21 protein-coding genes and 1 pseudogene are annotated in these 19,948 nt (G+C 68.5%); 7 read left to right on the top strand and 15 right to left on the bottom strand.

Annotated elements, in window-relative coordinates:
• Positions 1-1,140, bottom strand: coding sequence for an acyl-CoA dehydrogenase family protein (locus tag Q0632_RS06460; RefSeq protein WP_298926049.1), 1,140 nt, complete (start codon positions 1,138-1,140; stop codon positions 1-3).
• A gap of 8 nt (positions 1,141-1,148) precedes the next feature.
• Positions 1,149-2,756, bottom strand: coding sequence for a carboxyl transferase domain-containing protein (locus tag Q0632_RS06465; RefSeq protein WP_298925972.1), 1,608 nt, complete (start codon positions 2,754-2,756; stop codon positions 1,149-1,151).
• A 123-nt stretch (positions 2,757-2,879) separates the two neighbouring features.
• Between Q0632_RS06465 and Q0632_RS06470 the strand changes: the two genes are divergently transcribed.
• Both Q0632_RS06470 and Q0632_RS06475 read left to right on the top strand, forming a co-directional pair.
• Positions 2,880-3,905, top strand: a complete 1,026-nt coding sequence (locus Q0632_RS06470) for an AraC family transcriptional regulator (RefSeq protein ID WP_298925975.1) — start codon at positions 2,880-2,882, stop codon at positions 3,903-3,905.
• 77 nt (positions 3,906-3,982) lie between these two features.
• Positions 3,983-4,651 carry a M15 family metallopeptidase gene (locus Q0632_RS06475; RefSeq protein WP_298925977.1) on the top strand — a complete coding sequence of 223 codons (669 nt, stop codon included), beginning with the start codon at positions 3,983-3,985 and terminating at the stop codon, positions 4,649-4,651.
• A gap of 54 nt (positions 4,652-4,705) precedes the next feature.
• Here the strand turns inward: Q0632_RS06475 and Q0632_RS06480 are convergent, their stop codons facing one another.
• Positions 4,706-5,053: a DUF4148 domain-containing protein gene (locus Q0632_RS06480; protein ID WP_298925980.1), complete on the bottom strand. Its 348-nt coding sequence runs from the start codon at positions 5,051-5,053 to the stop codon at positions 4,706-4,708.
• A 207-nt stretch (positions 5,054-5,260) separates the two neighbouring features.
• On the opposite strand from Q0632_RS06480, the gene Q0632_RS06485 reads away from it, so the two are divergent.
• Complete coding sequence (locus tag Q0632_RS06485) at positions 5,261-6,205, top strand: LysR family transcriptional regulator (RefSeq protein ID WP_298925983.1); 945 nt, start codon at positions 5,261-5,263, stop codon at positions 6,203-6,205.
• A 2-nt stretch (positions 6,206-6,207) separates the two neighbouring features.
• Here the strand turns inward: Q0632_RS06485 and Q0632_RS06490 are convergent, their stop codons facing one another.
• Entirely contained in the window at positions 6,208-7,191 is a 984-nt protein-coding gene (locus Q0632_RS06490; RefSeq protein WP_298925985.1) for a LuxR C-terminal-related transcriptional regulator, read from the bottom strand.
• Positions 7,192-7,332: 141 nt separating this feature from the next.
• On the opposite strand from Q0632_RS06490, the gene Q0632_RS06495 reads away from it, so the two are divergent.
• Complete coding sequence (locus tag Q0632_RS06495; protein WP_298925988.1) at positions 7,333-7,818, top strand: cyclic nucleotide-binding domain-containing protein; 486 nt, start codon at positions 7,333-7,335, stop codon at positions 7,816-7,818.
• Positions 7,819-7,833: 15 nt separating this feature from the next.
• Here the strand turns inward: Q0632_RS06495 and Q0632_RS06500 are convergent, their stop codons facing one another.
• From Q0632_RS06500 to Q0632_RS06510, 3 genes are all read right to left on the bottom strand, one after another.
• Entirely contained in the window at positions 7,834-8,562 is a 729-nt protein-coding gene (locus Q0632_RS06500) for a metallophosphoesterase (protein ID WP_298925991.1), read from the bottom strand.
• 65 nt (positions 8,563-8,627) lie between these two features.
• A complete protein-coding gene (locus Q0632_RS06505; protein WP_298925994.1) occupies positions 8,628-9,542 on the bottom strand; it encodes a 2-oxoglutarate and iron-dependent oxygenase domain-containing protein in 915 nt (304 codons plus the stop codon).
• Between the two features lie 142 nt (positions 9,543-9,684).
• Positions 9,685-10,440: a hypothetical protein gene (locus Q0632_RS06510; protein ID WP_298925997.1), complete on the bottom strand. Its 756-nt coding sequence runs from the start codon at positions 10,438-10,440 to the stop codon at positions 9,685-9,687.
• An 88-nt stretch (positions 10,441-10,528) separates the two neighbouring features.
• Here Q0632_RS06510 and Q0632_RS06515 point away from each other — a divergent pair, with 88 nt between their 5' ends.
• The 3 genes from Q0632_RS06515 to Q0632_RS06525 all read left to right on the top strand — a co-directional run bounded on the left by Q0632_RS06515 (position 10,529) and on the right by Q0632_RS06525 (position 12,343).
• On the top strand, positions 10,529-11,362 hold the full coding sequence (locus Q0632_RS06515; protein ID WP_298925998.1) for a DUF6502 family protein: 834 nt from the start codon (positions 10,529-10,531) through the stop codon (positions 11,360-11,362).
• Positions 11,346-11,849 (top strand): hypothetical protein, encoded by a 504-nt coding sequence (locus tag Q0632_RS06520; protein WP_298926001.1) that lies wholly within the window; start codon positions 11,346-11,348, stop codon positions 11,847-11,849. Before Q0632_RS06515 ends, Q0632_RS06520 begins: the two co-directional genes overlap by 17 nt.
• A gap of 122 nt (positions 11,850-11,971) precedes the next feature.
• Positions 11,972-12,343 carry a DUF4148 domain-containing protein gene (locus Q0632_RS06525; RefSeq protein WP_298926003.1) on the top strand — a complete coding sequence of 124 codons (372 nt, stop codon included), beginning with the start codon at positions 11,972-11,974 and terminating at the stop codon, positions 12,341-12,343.
• 11 nt (positions 12,344-12,354) lie between these two features.
• On the opposite strand, the gene Q0632_RS06530 is transcribed toward Q0632_RS06525, so the two are convergent.
• The 8 genes and pseudogenes from Q0632_RS06530 to Q0632_RS06565 all read right to left on the bottom strand — a co-directional run.
• Positions 12,355-13,728 carry a patatin-like phospholipase family protein gene (locus Q0632_RS06530; RefSeq protein WP_298926006.1) on the bottom strand — a complete coding sequence of 458 codons (1,374 nt, stop codon included), beginning with the start codon at positions 13,726-13,728 and terminating at the stop codon, positions 12,355-12,357.
• Between the two features lie 6 nt (positions 13,729-13,734).
• The gene (locus Q0632_RS06535; RefSeq protein WP_298926011.1) at positions 13,735-14,424 is read right to left on the bottom strand and encodes an HAD family phosphatase; all 690 of its coding nucleotides are present in this window, start codon (positions 14,422-14,424) and stop codon (positions 13,735-13,737) included.
• Entirely contained in the window at positions 14,421-15,269 is an 849-nt protein-coding gene (locus tag Q0632_RS06540) for a metallophosphoesterase (protein WP_298926014.1), read from the bottom strand. Before Q0632_RS06540 ends, Q0632_RS06535 begins: the two co-directional genes overlap by 4 nt.
• Positions 15,256-15,549, bottom strand: a pseudogene (locus Q0632_RS06545) (YchJ family protein); the annotation flags it as partial. The pseudogene Q0632_RS06545 and the gene Q0632_RS06540, both read right to left, overlap by 14 nt.
• 20 nt (positions 15,550-15,569) lie before the next feature.
• The gene (locus tag Q0632_RS06550) at positions 15,570-16,697 is read right to left on the bottom strand and encodes an acyl-CoA dehydrogenase family protein (RefSeq protein ID WP_298926017.1); all 1,128 of its coding nucleotides are present in this window, start codon (positions 16,695-16,697) and stop codon (positions 15,570-15,572) included.
• A gap of 9 nt (positions 16,698-16,706) precedes the next feature.
• Positions 16,707-17,996, bottom strand: a complete 1,290-nt coding sequence (locus tag Q0632_RS06555; RefSeq protein ID WP_367181172.1) for a glutamate carboxypeptidase — start codon at positions 17,994-17,996, stop codon at positions 16,707-16,709.
• A gap of 75 nt (positions 17,997-18,071) precedes the next feature.
• A complete protein-coding gene (locus Q0632_RS06560) occupies positions 18,072-18,740 on the bottom strand; it encodes an SDR family oxidoreductase (RefSeq protein ID WP_298926023.1) in 669 nt (222 codons plus the stop codon).
• A gap of 68 nt (positions 18,741-18,808) precedes the next feature.
• Positions 18,809-19,948: acetyl-CoA C-acyltransferase (locus Q0632_RS06565; RefSeq protein WP_298926026.1), on the bottom strand; the 1,140-nt coding region annotated here is incomplete at its 5' end.

Below are 19,948 nucleotides of genomic sequence, written 5' to 3' on the forward strand. Positions count from 1 at the left end.
TCAGTACCTTTTGGCGACTTCTTCCAGCATCACTTCGGTCGCGCCGCCGCCGATGGCCAGCACGCGGGCGTCACGCCACAGGCGCTCGACCGCCGTCTCGCGGATGAAGCCCATGCCGCCGTGGAATTGCTGGCAGGTCTGCACCACCTCGTTGACCAGCTCGCCGCTCAGGGCCTTGAGCATGGAGACCTCCTGCACGATGTCGTGCCCCTGGGTCACGCGCCAGGCGCAGTGGTACATGAAGGCGCGCGCCGCCCGTGTCTTCGCATCGGCCATAGCCAGACGCTGGCGGATCACCTGCTGGTCCCACAGCGGGCCGCCGAAGGCCTGGCGCTGGCGCACGTGGTCCAGCGTCAGCTGCAAGGCCTGCTGGCAATGGCCGACGGCCATGGCGGCCAGGGCGATGCGCTCGGTCTGGAAGTTCTTCATCACCGAGTAGAAGCCCTTGCCCTCCTCACCCAGCAGGTTGGCCGCCGGGATGCGCACGTTGTCGAAGATGAGTTCGGCCGTGTCCGAGGACAGCCAGCCGGTCTTCTTCAGCGCGCGGCCCACCGTGAAGCCCGGCGTGCCTTTTTCGACGATGAACATGGAGATGTCGCGCTTGCCCGCACCGGTCTTGGCCGCGACGAAGTACAGGTCGGCATGGACGCCGTTGGTGATGAACATCTTGGTGCCGTTGAGCACCCAGTCACCGCCATCGCATTTGGCCGTGCTGCGGATGCCGGCCACGTCGGAGCCGGCGCCCGGCTCGGTGATGCCGACGGCGGTGATCAGCTCGCCGGCGACCACCTTGCGCAGGTATTTGTCCTTTTGCGCCGCATTGCCGGCGTGGTGCAGGTGCGGGCTGGCCATGTCGGTGTGGACCAGCACGGTGATGATGAAGCCGGCAAAGGTGGACTGCGACAGCGCTTCGGCGAACACCAGATTGGTCATCGCGTCGGCGCCGGCCCCGCCGTATTGCTCTTCGTACATCAGGCCGAACAGGCCGGCCTGGCCCATGCGCTTGAGGACTTCGCGCGGCACAAAGCCCTGCTCCTCCCAGGCCGCGGCATGCGGCTCGACCTCGCGGGCGATGAATTTGCCCACCTGGTCGCGCAGCAGCTCGTGCTCGGGGCTGTCGTAGATGGAGGCGTTGGACATCGTCGTGTTCACATGCGGAAGATGCCGAACTTCGGTTCGGGGATGGGCGCATTCATGGACGCCGACAGACCCAGGGCCAGCACGCGGCGCGTGTCGGCCGGGTCGATCACGCCGTCGTCCCAGAGGCGGGCGCTGGAGTAGTAGGGATGGGACTGGAGGGCGAACTGGTCGAGGATGGGCTGCTTGAACTTCGCTTCCTCTTCCGCGCTCCAGCTGCCGCCCTTGGCCTCGATGCCATCGCGCTTGACCGTGGCCAGCACGCCCGAAGCCTGCTCGCCGCCCATCACGCAGATGCGCGCGTTCGGCCACATCCACAGGAAGCGCGGCGAATAGGCGCGGCCGCACATGCCGTAGTTGCCGGCGCCATAGCTGCCGCCGATGATCACGGTGAACTTGGGCACGTTGGCCGTGGCCACTGCCGTCACCAGTTTGGCGCCGTGGCGGGCAATGCCTTCGCTTTCGTACTTCTTGCCGACCATGAAGCCGGTGATGTTCTGCAGGAAGACCAGCGGCACCTTGCGCTGGCAGCACAGCTCGATGAAGTGCGCGCCCTTTTGCGCCGACTCGGAAAACAGGATGCCGTTGTTGGCGATGATGCCCACCGGCATGCCCTCGATGTGGGCGAAGCCGCAGACCAGGGTGGGGCCGAAGCGCTGCTTGAACTCGTGGAACTCGCTGCCGTCGACGATGCGGGCGATGATCTCGCGCACGTCGTAGGGCTTGCGGGTGTCGGCGGGCACCACACCGTACAGCTCCTCGCCGGCGTGCTTGGGCGGGCGCGGCGGCTGCAGCTGCTGGCCGCCATGCTTGGTCTTGTTCAGCGTGGCTACCGCTTGGCGGGCCAGGGCCAGGGCATGCATGTCGTTTTGCGCCAGGTGGTCGGCCACGCCCGACAGCCGGGTGTGGACGTCGCCGCCGCCCAGGTCTTCGGCGCTGACGATCTCGCCGGTGGCAGCCTTCACCAGGGGCGGGCCGCCCAGGAAGATGGTGCCCTGGTTCTTGACGATGATGGTCTCATCGCTCATGGCCGGCACGTAGGCGCCGCCTGCCGTGCACGAGCCCATGACGACAGCGATCTGGGCAATGCCCTCGGCGCTCATGTTGGCCTGGTTGTAGAAGATGCGGCCGAAGTGGTCGCGGTCGGGGAAGACCTCGTCCTGGTTGGGCAGGTTGGCCCCGCCGGAGTCCACCAGGTAGATGCAGGTCAGGCGGTTCTGCTGGGCGATCTCCTGGGCCCGCAGGTGCTTCTTGACCGTCATCGGGTAGTAGGTTCCGCCTTTGACCGTGGCGTCGTTGCAGACCACCATGCAGTCCACGCCTTTGACGCGGCCAATCCCCGCGATGACGCCGGCACAGGGCGCATCTCCGTTGTACAAGCCGTGCGCGGCCAGCGGCGCCAGCTCGAGAAAGGGCGTTCCGGGGTCCAGCAGCATGGCGACACGCTCGCGCGGCAGCAGCTTGCCGCGCGCCACGTGGCGGGCGCGGGAGGTTTCGCCGCCGCCGGCGGCGGCCTTGTCCACCTGCAGCTTCAGGTCGTCGACCACGGCGCGCATGGCGGCGACATTGGCCTGGAAGTCGGCGGATCGGGCGTTGAGTTGGGTCTCAAGAACTGGCATGTGTCTCCTCGGCTGGCGCTGTGGCTGACACCTTAGCGCCAAGCGCGCCACCTGCGCAGCGGCCGCGACGCCCGCGGCCGCCATCGTGGTAGCAAATCCTGCCATCGATGGCAAAATCGTGTCATGCCCGCCCGGCCCGTTCCAGCACCTGCCGCCGCCACACCGATGGCCTATGTTGCCGCGATCCTCACCGCCTACCAGCGCGACGGCCGCTCCCCCGCCAAGCTCTTGAAGCTGGTACAGATCACGCCAGCCAGCGTGCACAAGCCGGCCGCCCGCATCACGGCGCGCCAGATGGAACTGCTGTCGGGCGCCGCCATGCAGGAGCTGGGCGACGAAGCGCTGGGCGCCTTCGGTCGCAAGCTGCCCTGGGGCAGCTACGGCATGCTGGCCCGCGCCTCCCTGAGCTCGCCCACGCTGGGCCTGGCCCTCAAACGCTGGTGCCGCCACCACGCCCTGCTGACGGATGACCTCTGCCTGAAGCTGGTGGTCGAGGGCGAGCAGGCCGCCATCGTGGTGCAGGAGAACGCCGACCACGCCGTCTCGCGCGAGTTCAGCCTGGTCCATGTGCTGCGCAACATCCATGGCCTGGCCTGCTGGTTCATCGATTCGCGCATCCCGCTGCAGGGCGCGCGCTTTCCCTTCCCGGCGCCGCCGCATGCCGACGCCTATGCCCACATGTTTCCCGGACCGTTGAAGTTCGACGCGCCCCGGGCCGCGATCCGCTTCGATGCGCGCTACCTGGCGCTGCCGCTGCGGCGTGACGAGAAAGCCTTGCACGCCATGCTGCAGCGCGCCCTGCCATTGACGGTGCTGCAGTACCGGCGCGACCGCCTGCTGGTGCAACAGGTGCGCCTGGCCCTGGCGGCACAGCCCGAGCGCTCGCACAGCGCCCAGGACGTCGCCGCGGCCCTGCATGTCTCGCCGCGCACCCTGCACCGCCAGCTCAAGGAAGAAGGCGCCAGCCTGCAGCAACTCAAGGACGAGGTGCGCGGCGAGCGCGCCCGCGACCTGCTGTGCCGCAGCGAGCAGCCGGTCAAGCAGGTGGCCGCCGCCGCGGGCTTTCGCAACGAGAAGAGTTTCATCCGCGCCTTCCGCCAGTGGACGGGCCAGTCGCCGGCGCAGTTTCGCGCCCTGCAGCGCGGCTGAGCTTCCCGCGCCAGGGAACTCCCTTGCGCTCTGGGGCTCGCACCGGGACGGCGGATGACACCGCCCCGATCCCCCACATGGCACTTCCCACCTCCTCCAGCCTGGACCGCATCCCGGTGGTCGATTGCGGCGACCCGCTGGTCGACATCCGCGCCGAAGGCGGCCTGCTCTATGGGCCGCCGCCCGAATGCCCGGCCACAGCGCCGGACTACTGTTGGGTGCGCAGTCAGGTTTACACGCGCCTGCTGCGCGTGCAGGAGGGCCTGCCCGCCGGCCTGCGGCTGCGCCTGTACGAGGGCCTGCGCAGCCTGGCCGTGCAGCAACAACTGTTCGACGAGGAGCAGGCCCGCGTGGTCCAGGCGCATCCGGGCCTCACGCCGCAGCAGGTCCATGAACGCGCCAGCCTGCTCATTGCCCCGCCCCGGCATTGGGACGGCAGCCCCAACCTGCCGCCGCACAGCACCGGCGGCGCGGTGGACGTCGAACTGGTGGGTGCGGATGGCGCGGTGATCGACTTCGGGATGCAGGCCAGGGACTGGGTGCGTGTGCCGGCGCAGTTCTGTGAGACCCGGCATGCCGCGCTGCCGGCCGCCGCCCAGGCCAACCGCCTGCTGCTGGCGCAGGCCATGGAAGGCCAGGGCTTCGTCAACTACGTGCGCGAGTGGTGGCACTACTCCTACGGCGACCGCTACTGGGCCATGCGCACGGGGCAGCCGCAGGCCATCTTCGGTCCGGTTGCGCACTGAGCAACGGAAAAAGCCGCCCGGAGGCGGCTTTTTTGGGGCGACGGGCGCCTGGGCTTATTCGCCAGCCAGGGCCGAACGCACGCGGCGGGGCGCCGAAGCGGTCAGGAAGGCCGAGCCACTGTCTTCGCCGGTCAGGGCAGCGACCTGGTCGCGGTCGGCGATGTAGGCGGCCGTCACCTGGGCACGCGTCGTGGCGCTCTGGAACTTTGCCAGCGGGTTGTAAGAGATCGACCAGGGATTGACACCGGTCTTCTTGTAGCTGGCCAGCTCGGCCTGGACTTCAGCGCGGCTCTTGCCGCCGTTGAACTGGACGCCGTATTGCGAGGCGTCGGCTTCGTCAGCCTGGGCGCCGAACGAGGCGGCGGCAATGGCGGCGATGGCGAGAATCTTGGTGGCGTTCATGGTGGTTCCTTTGGATCTGTCGGTTTGCGGTTGTTTCCGGGCAGGGAGGCTGATTCCTCTCGTGTCCAGCTCGGTGGGGGCCTTCCTCTTCAGGAGGTGTCTCGCGCCGATGCATGTACTGTATTCATCCTTAACCGATCAAAAAATAGCGCTGGCATCAACTTCTTATTGCTGTATTCTCAATAATTACCCATTTCAGGAGAAGCAATGGACCGGTTGCAGTCGATGCGCGTGTTCCAGGAGGTCGTCGATGAAGGCGGTTTTGCGGCCGCCGCCCGCAAGCTGGACCTGGCGCCTGCGGTGGTCACCCGCCTGGTCAGCGACCTGGAGCAGCACCTGGGCGTGCGCCTGCTGCACCGGACCACGCGGCGCCAGTCCCTCACGCCGGCCGGCGAGATTTATCTGGCCCGACTGCGCGTCATCCTGGCCGAGATCGACGAAGCCCAGACCGCCGTCCAGTCCAACACCCAGGAGATGAGCGGCGTGCTGCGCATCCATGCGCCGCTGGCCACGGCGCGGCGGGTGGTGGCGCCGGCGATCGCCCGCTTCCAGCTGCTGCACCCCGGCGTGGTGCTGGACCTGCATGTGGAGGATTCGCCCGACCCCGTCATCGGGGACTACGACATTACCGTGCTGACCGCGGACACGCGGGTCGATGCCGACGTGATCACGCGGCCCATCATCCAGAGCCGGCACGTGCTCTGCGCGTCGCCGTCCTACCTGGTGCGCCACGGCATGCCCAAGCAGCCGCAAGATCTGCTGGAGCACCGCTGCCTGCGGCACCGCACGCCCGGCGTGCGGCTGCGCCCCCTGGTGCTGCTCGATCCCACCGACAGCGACCGGACGATCGAGCTGGATGTCCCCGCGGTGCTGATGACCAACGACCGCGACACCTTGCTCAGCGCCACCATGGACGGCGCCGGGATCAGCGTCCAGCCGCTGGAGCTGCTGGTGCCCTACATCCGGGAAGGCCGGATCCGCCGCGTGCTCAGCCCCTGGATCTCGGAGCGGGTGGGCTTGGTGGCCGTGCTGCCCAGCCGCAAGTTCATGCCGCTGCGCACCCGCGCCTTCCTGGACTTCATGGTCCAGGCCCTGCGCGAGGCGATGGCGGACATCGGCGAAGAAGTGGCGAAGGTCGAGAGCGAGGGCTAGGCCTATTCGCGCAGGGCCAGCATGGGCGCCAGCATGGCGACGTTGTTGATGTCCAGCTTGTCGAAGATGCCCTTGACATGGCTGCGCACGGTCTCGGGCGAGCGGTCCAGGCGGGCCGCCACCTCCTTCTGGGTCAGCCCGCTGACCAGCAGGCGCGCGATCAGGAACTCGCGCGCGCTCAGGTTGTCGACGTCCTCGCGCGCCCTGGCCTTGAGAAACAGCAGGCCGCGCTCCAGGCTGCGCCGCAGCACCACGCGCTCGCCGGTGAGCTGACTGTCCTCGGCCAGCAGGCGCTCGAGCAGGGCTTGCGGCAGCCGCTCTTCACCGCTGTCCATGCGCCATTCGGACCGCAGCAGCTGGCGAAAACGCGGGTCCGCGTGGTAGACCACGCCACGGCTGTCGGCGATGGCGACCGCCCATTTCTCGCGGGCGGTGTCGCCCGTGAGCCGGTCCAGGTGCACCAGGCGGTTGATGGCCAGGGCCTGCATCAGGTGCGGCGCCAGGCACGCCAGCAGCTCGGTCTCCTGCGCCGTGCAGACCTGGCGCGGGTCGGCCCGGTACAGCGACACCCATTGCGCGAAGCGCGTCACGGGATGGATGTCCGAGGTGATGAGCATGTTCTCATGGCGGAACTTGTGCAGGAACTCGCGGTAGCTGTCCATTTCCGCGCCGGGGAAATCCGTGCCCGTATTGAAGGCGATGGTCGCCGTCGGCGTCTGCGTCACGCGCATGGCGGCCTTGTCGAGGTGCTTGACCTTCTCGTAGGCGTCGATCATCGCCTGCGTGGTGTTGTGCAGGTGCAGGCTGTGGATGTCGATGCCCTGGTCCGTCATGCGCGCCGTCCCCCACATCGAGGAGTCGAACGGCAGGCTGGGCTTGATCGCCGACAGGATGCAATCCTGGAACTCGTGGACGGGAAGTTCCTGCGCCTGGCGGTAGATGGTCAGAAGAAGATTGCTGTACTCGGTCAGGCTTGTTGTTTTCATGGTTCTCGCAGCGACGGGCCCAGCTTGAACAAATCCGCCCGGCTCCAGCCATCCTAAGACCAATGCCTGACGGAAAGGAATGGGCATTTCCGTACAGCGTTGTTTTTTCCCCGCCCCTGGGCTGGCCACTACACTGGCTCCATGTCCGATGTCCTTGCCCTGTGCGGCGGTCTGCCGCAGCAGCATGTCGCTGCCGGCACCCCCTTGATCCAGGAGGGTGGGCGGACCGACCGCCTGTACATCCTGCGCAGCGGCAGTTTCGAGGTGGTCCGCAACGGCGTGCGGGTGATCGTGATCAGCGAGCCCGGGGCCTTTCTGGGCGAGATCTCCGTCCTGCTGCAGTCGCCCCCCACCGCCGACGTGGTGGCCACCATGGACAGCACGGTCCATGTACTGGAGCAGGCGGGCACCAAGGTGCGCCAGGACCCTGAACTGACCCACGCCATCGCCCAGTTGCTGGCCCGGCGCCTGCTGGCGGTCACGGCCTACCTGGTCGACATCAAGCGCCAATATGCGGGAACCGACAGCCATCTGGCCCTGATGGACCAGGTCCTGGCGCGGCTGATGGACATGCAACCGGCCGGCGCGCGGCCCGGCTCCGAGCGCGGCGACGTCCCCGACTATTAAGGGCCCCACGCCCGCTCACTGCGCCAGCGAGCGCTCCTCCATGCCTTCCATCCAGATCCAGCGGGCGGTGGCGCGCTCGAAGTCGATCTCGATGCGGGCCGGCACCTGGCCGATCTGCCGGCCCGCATTGAACAGCCAGGTGGCGCCGATGCGGTCGATCCAGGAGCCACCCGACCTGAACGGCGCTTCGTGGATGTGGCCGCACAGCACGGCGCTGGGCGCATGGCGAGCGACCAGCTCGGGCAGCACCGGGTCGCCGTAGTGGCGCCTGCCGTTCCAGCTGAGCGCGCCGTCCGGCGGCGCATGGTAGGCCCAGACCCAACGCTGCTGCGCACTGGTGCGCTGGGCCGCGGCGCTTTCCAGCTGACGCTCCAGTGCCAGCCTGGCGTCCGGACCGTCCCACCAGGGGCACAGGGTGAACAGCGTGTCACCGATGCAGACCGTGTCGCCGTCCACGGCCAGCGCCGCACTGCGCAGGGGAGCCAGCCAGTCCGCCGTCTTCTCGCCGGCGCCGTTGCGCGCGTTGAGGTCATGGTTGCCGGAGCACGCCAGCAGCCGGGTGCGGCCGGCCAGCGCCGCCAGGCTGGCCGACAGCGCGGCGATCTGGACCTCGGCGGGAACGGCTGACGACACGTCCATGTGGTCGCCTGCCAGCACCATGGCGTCGAAGCCGGCAGCCGCGCCGAGCAGCCAGTCGTACTGCCGCAGCGTGTAGTGCAGGTCGGCCGTCAGCAGGATGCGCATGGGCGGCCAATCTACGGCAACGCCGCCGCCCGCGCCATACGGCGGATGGCTACCGGGCCGGCAGCTCAGTGGCCGTAGGTGGCAGCAAAGCGCTGCTGCAGATACTGCGCCGCGGTGACGGGGGCATGGCGCGGCGCCTGGCCGGGCGGCACGCAGCTGGGGATGGCGCTGACCAGGGCCTCGGGGTTGGGATCGAGGAAGAAGGCGATGGAATAGCGCTCGCGTTGCGGCGGCAGCACGCGGTGCGGCGTCGAGGCATAGACATCGTTGGACCAGCGCATCAGGCAGTCGCCGATGTTGCAGACGAAGGCCCCCGGCAACGAGGGCACGTCGGTCCAGCCGCCGCCGCGGCGCTGTACCTGCAGGCCGGCAACGCCGTCGGTGGCCAGCAGGGTCACATTGCCATAGTCGGTGTGGACGCCAGCACCGCGCAGGCCGGGCGGCGCGTCGCCGGCCACCGTGGCGGGATAGTGCAACAGGCGCAGCGTTGCCTGCGGCGCATCGAGCTTGTCGGCGAAGAAGTCCTGCTCCAGGCCCAGGTCCAGCGCAAAGGCCTGGTGCAGGCGGCGGCCGATGGCCAGCGCTGCGTCGAAATAGGCCTGCACGCGCTCCCGCCACAAGGGCAGGTCGGGCCAGATGTTGGGGGGCCGCGTGACACCATCTGTCCAGATGAGGTTGTAGGCCTCTTTCAGGTCGGGCGCGGTCTTCTCGTCCAGCGCTTCCACGCCCAGGCCGACGTAGCCGCGGTTGTGGCCATGCCTGGCGATGGCCAGTTCCTGCTTGGCGGCAGCCGGCAGCGCGAAGACTTGCTGCGCCGCGGCAAAGGCGTCGGTCATCTGCGTGCCGGCCATGCCATGGCCGGTGATGGCGAAAAAGCCGGTGTCACGGCAGGCGGCACCGATCTGCGCCGCCAGCGCGCGGCGCACGGCGGGCGTTCCGCCATCGAGCACGCCGATGTCAAAAAGAGGGATATCGCTCATGGTCGGGCGATGATGGCACAGGCAGCTAGAACGCCATGTGGTCGAACAGCAGGCCGAAGACGACGATGGCGGCCAGCAAGGCCAGGGCGAACAGGCTGGCCGGCAGATCGGGGGGCGCGGGACGCATGGCAGGGCCGCCCGGCTACAGCTTGCGCACGCTGAGGGTGGCGCGGTACTGCTCCTTGGGATAGGGCGCATTGATCGGGTAGGGGTCCAGCCGCTCAAAACGCAGGCGGTAACCTCCCACCACGGCCTGTTGGGCCTCTTGGCTCGCATCCAGCACCAGGGTCACCGGCTGGGCCGCGCCTGCGCCGATGCGCACGTTGAATTGGGCGGTAGCGGCACCCGGCGTGATGCACATCTGGGCCGCGCCGCAGCGCGAATCGCTCACGTCCTTGAACTCGATGCGCATGGTTTCCTGGGCAATCTCGCGCGTCTCTCCCACCGCCATGCCGCGCAGCGTGTGGGACCCCTTGACTTCGGCGTAGACGTAGCCGCTCCAGGGGCAAAAGCGCCCCACCGAGCGCAGCCAGTTGGGCAGATCGACCTCGACCAGTGCCGGCGTGCCGTCGCACGCCGCCATCGCCGATTCGGTGAAGGACAGGTCGGTGAAATGCCAGTTCCAGTTGAGGTTGACGCCGTTGCTGCCGGCGGCGATGGGGCCGGCCGGGAACTGCGGACGGCCCACGACAGGCAGCGACAGCTGGGCCCGCGCCTTGGCGATGAACTCCTGCGACGAGGTGGCGTAGCGGAATTCCTGCTCCTCGCCGGCGCCCTGGATGCGAAAGGCAAAGGTCACGACTTCGGGTTCGGGCTGCTGCCCGCCATCGCCGCCGCCCCCTCCACAGGAAGCGAGCAGGCAACTGGCGGCAAGCAGGAAAAGACGGCGGGCCAACATGGAAAAGCCTTTGGCGAAAGTTTATATTTGCGGGATAATATTCCTCAAATATTAAACGGTCAACCCGCTGATTTACGATAGCGCCCTCTTGCCGCAGTCACCTTCCGCCCTCGTCCTTGCCGCTGTCCTGCGCGTGCTCAAGCCGCTCGCACGCCTGTTGCTGCGCCATGGCGTTGCCTACCCGGCGTTTGCCGCCGCCCTCAAGCAGGTCTTCCTGGAGGCTGCCCGCGACGAGTTGCGCAGCACCGGCCAGAAGCAGACCGACAGCGCCCTGAGCCTGTTGTCCGGCGTGCACCGACGCGATGTGCGCACGCTGGGCCTGCTGGCAGCGGGCACCGGGCCGCGCGCGCAGGACGCCCAAGACGAGCCGAAAAACCTCTCCAGCCAGGTCGTGGCCCGCTGGCTCAGCGATCCGGCCTACCTGGACGCCGAAGGCCTGCCCCTGCCGCTGCCCCGCTATGGGCCGGCGCCCAGCTTCGACGCGCTGGTGAGCGCGGTGAGCAGCGACTTCCGCGCCCGCGCCATGCTGGCCGAACTCGAGCGCCTGGGCATCGCGCAGAACACCGACTCGCTGGTGCAGCTGCTCGCGCCGGGTTTCGTACCGCGCCAGGGTTTTGCCGAAACCATGGTGCTGCTGCGCGACAACCTGCACGACCATGTGGCGGCCGCCAGTCTCAATGCCGACGGCGAGCACAACTACCTGGAGCAGTCGGTGTTCGTGGACGAACTGACGGCCGACTCCGTCGAGCACCTGCACCTGGTGTCCGCCCGCGTCTGGCGCCAGGCTTTTCGCGCTGTCATGCGCGAAGCGCAGGCGCGCTATGAGCACGACCAGATTCATGCCACGGCCAACCAGCGCGTGCACCGCGCCCGCTTCGGGACTTACTTCTATGCAGCAAACAACGATGACGACCCTGCTTGATCCCCTGCGCCGCCTCGCGACTGTCCTGCTGCTGGCCTGCCTGGCCGCCTGCGGCCCGGGCACCGGCGGCACCGGGACCGGCCCCATCCACATGCCGGGCAGCTTCAGCACCGCCGGCCCCAGCATGGGCATCGCGCCGCCAGGCGCGAGCTGCCTGTCCGATTGCGAACCGGTCCAGCTGCTGCTGCAGGAGCAGCGGGTCGAGTTGCTGACCGCCTGCCGTCGCTTCTTCTTCAGCGGCGACTGGGTGGTCGATGGCAACGGCCTGGCCGTGCTGCAAGGCACGCTGGAAACCCGCACGGCGGCCGGCAGCAGCTCCGAGCCTGCGATCCTGCGCTTGCAGTTCAACGGGACGGAGGAGGCCAGCAGCCAGGTCGGCGTGCAGCTGGGCGGCGAGAGCGCGCCGGCGGCGGCCCCCGTGGTCTTGCAGCGCGATCCGCCCGCCGCCGGCGCCCTGGCACCGGCCTGCGCCGTCACGCCCAGCTAAGAAAACGCTAAGTCCCGCATCAATCTGGTTTTCTACAGTGGCTGCATGGACGGCGCGAAACAAGCGCGCTGGCCACAGCGCCCGGACCGGGCGACCCCGCAACCGCTCGAAAGGAAACCACCATGAACCGCAAGATCGCTTCCGCCCTGCTCATCGCCGCCGCTGCGGCCGCCTCGTTCGGTGCCCGCGCCGACGAAGCCGACAGCTCCCAGTACGCCGTCCAGTTCCAGGGCAGCAGGAGCCGCGCCGACGTGCAGGCCGAGCTGACCGCGTACAAGCAGGCCGGCGTCAACCCCTGGTCCATCTCCTACAACCCGCTGCGCAGCTTCAAGAGCACGACCAGCCGCGAGCAGGTGGTGGCCGCCTACATCGCCTCGCGCAATGAGGTCGCCGCCCTCAACGGCGAAGACAGCGGTTCGGTGCATCTGGCCCAGGCGCGCGCGCTGCAGCGCAGCGGCACCCAACTGGCCGGCCAGCCGCACAGCGGCCAGTGACCTGCGCCCGCTCAAGGTTGCTGCGCCACACCCAGTGAGCGCAGCAGCTCGAGGAAGTCAGGCGACTCCCGCAGCACGCTGCGGCCGGCCTCGATCAGACTGGTGACTTCGGCATCGCCGACCGAGAAAGCCGTCGGGATGTGCAGCAGGCTGCGGCGCCCCGGGCCTTCGGCGGCGTCGTGCAGGTTGATCTTCACCACATGAATCCTGGCGTCCGGCGCGAACACGTCGGCGCCGTCCGCACTGCGCTGGCGCAGGTTCTCGCGCCATTGCCAGGCGGTGTCGGCCAGGAACTCCTGGGTCTCGCGCGCGGCACGCGCGCCGGCGCTGATCAGCAGCGTATCGGCCACATCCGGGACGCTGGGCACTCTGTCGCTGGCATCGACCTGGGCGCTGGGGTCGCGCGCGGCGTTGACCATGATCAGCACCAGCCGGTGGATGCTGCCCGGCGCCAGGGCGACCTCGCTGAAGCTCGCGCGCAAACCGCCGGCCACAGCCCGGTCCAGCAGGCGTCGCACGCCCAGGTTGTCCGCCAGGCCACCGTCGACCAGGTGGATGAAGGGCCGCGCGCGGCCGTCCAGATAGCTGTTCTCCTGCACGCGCAACATGCGCGCCCGGTAGTTCCCATGCGTCGCCGGCGCCACCAGCTGCGGCACGATGCCGCGCTCGCGGCAGGTCTCGCTGTGGTTCTTCAGCGTCATCGGGCTGAGCAGGATGGGCACAGCCGAGGATGCCGCGACCGCGAAGGACAGGGGAACGCTGCCGATGTCCGAGCAGATCAGCTCGAACTGGTCGGCCGTGAACTCGAAGCCAGTGCCCAGCGACATGTCGGTGGCCGTCACCAGCAGCTGCGGATGGCGCGGCCGGCGCTCGATGTCACCGAAGGTCATGCCCTGGTACAGCGTGTCCAACTGACGCGCCAGCAACTGGCTGCGGCCGATCCAGGGCGAGCCCAGGTCCCACAGATTGCCTGGCCGCAGCAGCTGCGAGAGCAGACCCTGCTGGAAGTTCTGGCGCAGGAAGTCGCGCTCGAAATTGTCCAGCCCCTGGCCGCCGAAAGCGGCGAAGTAGGCCGCGATGATGCTGCCGCCGGAGACGCCGCTGACCACGTCGACGGCTTCGAGCATGTTGCTGCCGCGCTCGTTGCCGCAGCAGGGCGTGGCGCGCAGCTCCTGCAGCACACCGTAGCCGAAAGCAGCTGCGCGCGCGCCGCCGCCCGACAGGGTGACGGCGACCAGGGTGCTGGGGTCGCGCGCCGCCACCGCCGCTACGGCGCCCGGCGTCGGTGCATGGTCCAGCGCGGCATTGGTCCAGGGCCGCGCCGTGGAGCAGCCCGCCAGCGCCGCCAGCAACAGCAGCCCGAAAACAGCGCGAGCCTGCACCATGGCGCGTCAGGGGTGGGTGGGCGCGGCCAGCAGCCCGGGCAGGTCGGCCATGTTGGTGAAGATGCGCGCGGCGCCGGCCTTGCGCAAGGCCTCCGGCGCGTCGTGGCCGGCTTCGGGCGGGCTGTAGCCGAACACCGTGGCGCCGGCGGCCACGCCGGCGGTCACGCCAGTCACCGTGTCTTCCACCACGGCGCAGCGCGAGGCCGGCACGCCCAGGGCGGCGGCCGCCGCCAGGTAAACGTCGGGCGCCGGCTTGGAGCGCGGCATCTCGTGGCCGCTGAAGATGCGGCCCTTGAAGTAGGGCATGAGGCCGCACTTGTCCATCTGCAATTCGACCTTGAAACGGTCGGCACCGGAGGCACAGGCAATGCGGCCGGCAAAGGCCGCGTACAGCTGCGCCGCCGCCTGCACCGCGCCATCGATGGCCTGCACGCGCTGCACCAGGCCTTCGTTGCGCCGTTCGCGAAAGCGCGCCATCCAGTCTTCGGTGATGCGCTGGCCGGTGCGCGACTCGATCAGCGCGACCTCGTCCTTGACCGCCTTGCCGACGAAGATGCGCATGCATTCTGCCGGCGTGAGCGTCCAGCCCAGCTCCTCGAGCATGTCGCGCAGCACGCCGTTGGTGATGGGTTCGCTGTCGACCAGCACGCCGTCGCAGTCGAACAGCACGGCATCGAATTCAGGCAACTTGCTCATGGGGAAAGATTTCCATCCTTGATGGTGAACAGGACCCATTCGGGCCGGATGTTGAATCGCAGGGGCAGGATGCTCACACCCAGGCCGCTGGTCACGTACATGCGGTTGCTACCGCGCTCGACCCAGCCGTAGGCCCAGGACCGGGGGATTGTGCCCGGCACGATCAGCGCGCCCCAGAACGGCATCTGGACCTGGCCACCATGCGTGTGGCCGGCCACCACAAGGCCGCGCACCGGCGGCAGCCTGCGGAAGCTAGCGGGATCGTGCATCAGCGCCAGTGCCTGCGCGCCGGCGGGCAGCTTTGCCACGGCCTGGACCGGCAGCGAATGCACGGTGGAATGGTCGCCGACGCCGACCACCCATAGCGCCGTTCCGCGCAGCGGGGTAGCGTCATTGTCCAGCACGGTAATGCCTTGCCGCCGCAGCGCCGCCATGAAGGCGGGCCCGCCCTGCCTCCAGTCGTGGTTGCCCAGGACGGCGTACACGCCCAGCGGCGCCTTCAGGCCGCCCAGCACCTGGGCGATCTCTTCGTCCGCAGCAGGAAAACCGCTGTCGCGGCCGGCGATGAAGTCGCCCGGCAGCAGGATGGCGTCGGGCCGGGCGGCATTGATCTCATCGACCACCTGGCGCGCCCGCTCCAGCGTCATCACGCGCAGCAGGCCTTGCCGGCTGATATGCCAGTCGGAGGCCACCGCCACCTTCAGGCCTGGCGGGCCCTGCCAGCCCGCAATGGAATGGTTCAGCGCCCGCGCGGCGATCCAGCGCGGCTCGATGAGGACCGACCAGATCGCCAGCGACACCAGCGCCAGGGCGAAGGACAACCAGACACGCTTAGGAAGTTTCACCGTCCAGATAGTACCAACGGCCTTCTTCCCGCACGAAGCGGCTGCGCTCGTGCAAGCGGCTCGCCTTGCCGCCAGCGCTGCGGCAGCGGGCGACGAATTCCACTTCGGCGTGGTCGGCATCGACCAGCCGGTGTCCGCGCACCTCCAGCCCCAGCCACTTCGCGCCGGGCTCGAATTCAATCGACGGCGGCCGGGTCGAGGCGTGCCAGCTGGCCAGCAGCCAGGCGGCGTCGCCCTCGACGAAGGCCTGGTAGCGCGAGCGCATCAGGGCCTCGGCGTCCGCCGGCCAGTCGCTCTCCATCACAGGGCCCGCTGGATGATGATCTTCTGCACGTCCGAAGTGCCCTCGTAGATCTGGCAGACCCGCACATCGCGGTAGATGCGCTCGACCGGGAAGTCGTTGACATAGCCGTAGCCGCCCAGGGTCTGGATGGCGGCGCTGCAGACTTCCTCGGCGATCTCACTGGCGAACAGCTTGGCCATGGCCGCCTCCTTCAGGCAGGGCAGGCCGGCATCGCGCAGGCTGGCAGCGTGCCAGATCAGCTGGCGCGCGGCCTCCAGCCGCGTCGCGCAGTCGGCCAGCCGGAAGCCCACGGCCTGGTGGTTGATGATGGCCGTGCCAAAGCTCTGGCGCTCCTTGGCGTAGGCAACGGCCACCTCGTAGGCGCTGCGCGCCATGCCCACGCTCTGCGCCGCGATGCCGATGCGGCCGCCCTCCAACGCCGACAAGGCGATGCGGTAGCCCTCGCCTTCGGCGCCGATCAGATTGTCGGCCGGCACGCGGCAGTTGTCGAAATTGATCTGCGCGGTGTCGCTGGAATGCTGGCCCAGCTTGTCCTCCAGCCGCGCCACCTCATAGCCGGGCGTGTCGGTGGGCACCAGGAAGGCGCTCATGCCCTTTTTGCCGGCGCCCTTGTCGGTGACGGCGATGACGATGGCCAGCTGACCGTTCTTGCCGCTGGTGATGAACTGCTTGACGCCGTTGATGACGTAGCTGTCACCGTCCTTCACTGCCGTGGTCTTGAGCGCCGAGGCATCGCTGCCCACATGCGGCTCGGTCAGGCAGAACACGCCCAGCAGTTCGCCCTGCGCGAGGCGGGTCAACCACAGCTTTTTCTGCGCCCCGCTGCCATAGCGCATCAGGATGGCGTTGACCGGGCAGTTGGTGACGCTGATGGCCGTGCTGGTGCCGCCGTCGCCGGCGGCGATCTCCTCCAGCACCACGGCCAGGCTCAGGTAGTCCAGGCCGGCGCCTCCGTCTTCCTCTGGCACGCAGATGCCGTAGGCACCCAGCGCCGCCAGGCCCTTGTGCGCCTCGTGCGGGAAGGTGTGCTCGCGGTCCCATTGCGCGGCGTTCGGCCACAGCTGCTCCTGCGCGAAAGCGCGGACCGCGTCGCGCACCATCAGCTGGTCGTCATTGAGCAGCATGGAAGCCCCTTATTTCCCTTGACCCAGGTCCATCACCATGCGCGAGGCCAGGTAGAGGCGGCGCGGGATGGCGTCGATCATCACGTACTCGGCCTGGTTGCTGTGGTAGCCGAAGCCGGGCAGGCCCAGGCTCTCGATGGTGGGCTTGCCCGACAGGGCTGCATAGGCCGAGTCGGTGCCGCCACCGGTGCGATCGATGATGGCCAGCTCGGCGCCGGTTTCCTTGTAGATGGCGACGGCCTTGTCGACCAGGGCCTTGCCGCCCACGCCGGCATTGAAGGCCGGGCGGCCGCGCGTGATGTTGATCTGCACCTCGGCCTTGGCCAGGCGCTTTTTCTGCGCGCTGTCCTGCAGCTTCTTCATGGCCAGCTCGAAGTCCTCGTTGCGCGAGTAGCGCACGTCGGCGTTCAACACCGCTTCATCCGGGATGATGTTGGAGACCTGGCCGGATTTGGCGACCGTCCAGTTGAAACGCAGACCGCTGTCCTTGTTGTCGATGTCCTGGGTGCGCAGCACCAGGTCGGCCGCTTCGGTCAAGGCGTTGACGCCCAGCTCCGGCGCGGCGCCGGCATGCGAGGCCAGTCCCTTGATGCGGGCCTCGACATAGGCGATGCCCGAGGTGCCCAGGGTCAGGTTCTCCTTGAGCGCCATGGTCGGTTCGAAGGACAGCACGTAGTCGTTCTCGGCCGCCAGCTTCTGGATCAGGTCGCGCGAGCCGAAAGAGCCCTTTTCCTCGTCGGTGTTGAACATCACCGTGATCTGGCCGTAGCCCTTGAAGCCGCGCTGCTGCAGCAGCTTGAGCGTGTGCAGGATGACGGCAATGCCGCCCTTGTCGTCGGCTATGCCGGGGCCGAAGGCGCGGTTGCCGTCGACACGAAAGCCCGCCTTGGCCAGCGTGCCCTTGACGTAGACCGTGTCCATGTGGGCGATCAGCAGCAGCTTCTTGCCGCCGGTGCCGGCGATGCGGCCAACGATGTTCTCACCGACCACGTCGCCCGCGGCCTTGTGGCGGGTGACGGTGGCGCCCAGGCCCTTGAGTTCGCCTTCGAGCAGCTGCGCCATGGCCGACAGGCCCTCGGCGTTGCCGGTGCCGGTCTCGATGTTGACCAGTTTCTCCAGCGTGCGGACCACTTGCGTCTGTTCGGCTGTGGCGGCGGCCAGCAGGGTGGCATCTGCCGCGCGGGCAGGCGCAGCGGCCGTGGCCGGTGCAGCGGTGGCGGCCGGCGGCGTGCTGCCGCAGGCGGCCAGGGTCAGGGCGGCGGACGCAACGGCTGCCAGGCGGAACAGGGAACGGGACAACAACATCAAAACACTCCGGTACAACAAAGAAAGAAGAAACGAAGAAACGGCGCTCGCCAGGGCTATGCAAAAAGCTCACCAGGCTTTGAAGCGACGGCCGTCGTAGTTGAGGAAGGCGCCCTTGTGGCGCCGCGTCAGGCCGTCCACCGTCTGGCGCATCGCATAGACGCTGCGGCCCAGTTCCATGGGCGCGTCGGGGCCGCCCATGTCGGTCTTGACCCAGCCCGGGCTGATGGCCACGAAGGTGGCTTGCGGATAGTCGTTCTGCGCCGCCACCACCGCCATGTTCAGGGCCGCCTTGCTGACGCGGTAGGTCCAGCCCAGGCTGCTGTCGACGCCAGCAATGTGGCCCATCTCGCTACTGAGGAAAGCAAACTTGCCCTTGGCGGCCTCGACCAGCGGCGCCACCTGGGGGATGGCCTGCATGGCGCCCAGCACGTTGGTGCGCATCAGGCGGTCGAACTCCTCCTGCGTGGGCGGCGTGGTGGCGCCGGCCGTGCTGTAGACGCCGGCGACGTAGAAGGCGGTGTCGATCTTCTCGCCCTCGAGCTGCCAGGCCAGGCCGCTGATGCTGGCGGGGTCGGCGACGTCGATTTTGAGGGCGCGCGCGCCCAGCTTCTCCAGGCGGCGGATGCCGGCGGCGTCGCGCGCGGTGGCGATGACGCGGTCCCAGACCTCGCGGTACTGGCGCACCAGCTCCAGGCCGATGCCGCGCGACGCGCCGATGACAAGGACAGTGCTCATGCGTGGGGCATTCTAGCTGCCAAATCAGCCCTCAACCCGCGCTGAATAAAGACTTACCGCTCCTGTTTTTATAGCAGTTCGACGGCCATGGCCGTGCCCTCACCGCCGCCGATGCACAGCGTGGCGATGCCGCGCTTCTTGCCGCGCGCCTGCAGCGCATGGATCAGCGTGACCAGGATGCGGGCGCCGGAAGCGCCGATGGGATGGCCCAGGGCGCAGGCGCCACCGTTGACGTTGACGATGTCGTGGGCGATGCCCAGTTCCTTCATGGCGGCCATGGGGACGACGGCAAAGGCCTCGTTGACTTCCCACAAGTCCACGTCCTTGACGCTCCAGCCGATCTTCTTGAGCAGCTTGTTCACGGCGCCCACCGGCGCGGTGGTGAACCACTCGGGCTCCTGCGCGAAGGTGGCGTGGCCGACGATGCGGGCGATCGGTTTGGCGCCAAGCTCCTTGGCGGTGGACTCGCGGGTGAGCACCAGGGCAGCGGCGCCGTCGTTGATGGAGGAGCTGGACGCGGCGGTGATGGTGCCGTCCTTCTTGAACGCCGGCCGGAGCGTGGCAATCTTGTCCAGCTTGACCTTGCCCGGGCCCTCGTCGATGGAGATCACGGTCTCGCCGCTGCGGCCCTTGACCGTCACCGGCACGATTTCCGCCTGGAAGGCGCCCGACTCGGTCGCCGCCTTGGCGCGCTGCACGCTGGTGGTGGCGAAGGCGTCCTGCGCCTCGCGGCTGAACTCGTACTTGGCGGCGCATTGCTCGCCGAAGGTGCCCATGGCACGGCCCGGCTCGTAAGCGTCCTCCAGGCCATCGAGCATCATGTGGTCGAAGATGCGGTCGTGGCCGATGCGCACGCCACTGCGGCCCTTGAGCAGCAGGTGGGGTGCGTTGGTCATGCTCTCCATGCCGCCGGCGACCATCACGTCGCGGCTGCCGGCCATGAGCTGGTCGTGCGCCAGCATGGTCGCTTCCATACCCGAGCCGCACATTTTGGACAGCGTCACGGCGCCGGCGGAAGCGGGCAGGCCGCCCTTGAAGCCGGCCTGGCGCGCCGGCGCCTGGCCCTGGCCCGCCATCAGGCAGTTGCCGAATAGCACTTCATCGACTTTGGCGGGCGCGATGCCGGAACGCTCGATGGCGGCCTTGATGGCGGCGCCGCCCAGGTCGTGGGCGGACAGGCTGGCGAAGTCGCCCTGGAAGCCGCCCAT

Origin of the sequence: uncultured Ramlibacter sp. (genome assembly GCF_936925435.1) — a bacterium.
In the GTDB taxonomy this organism is placed as follows: domain Bacteria; phylum Pseudomonadota; class Gammaproteobacteria; order Burkholderiales; family Burkholderiaceae_C; genus Ramlibacter.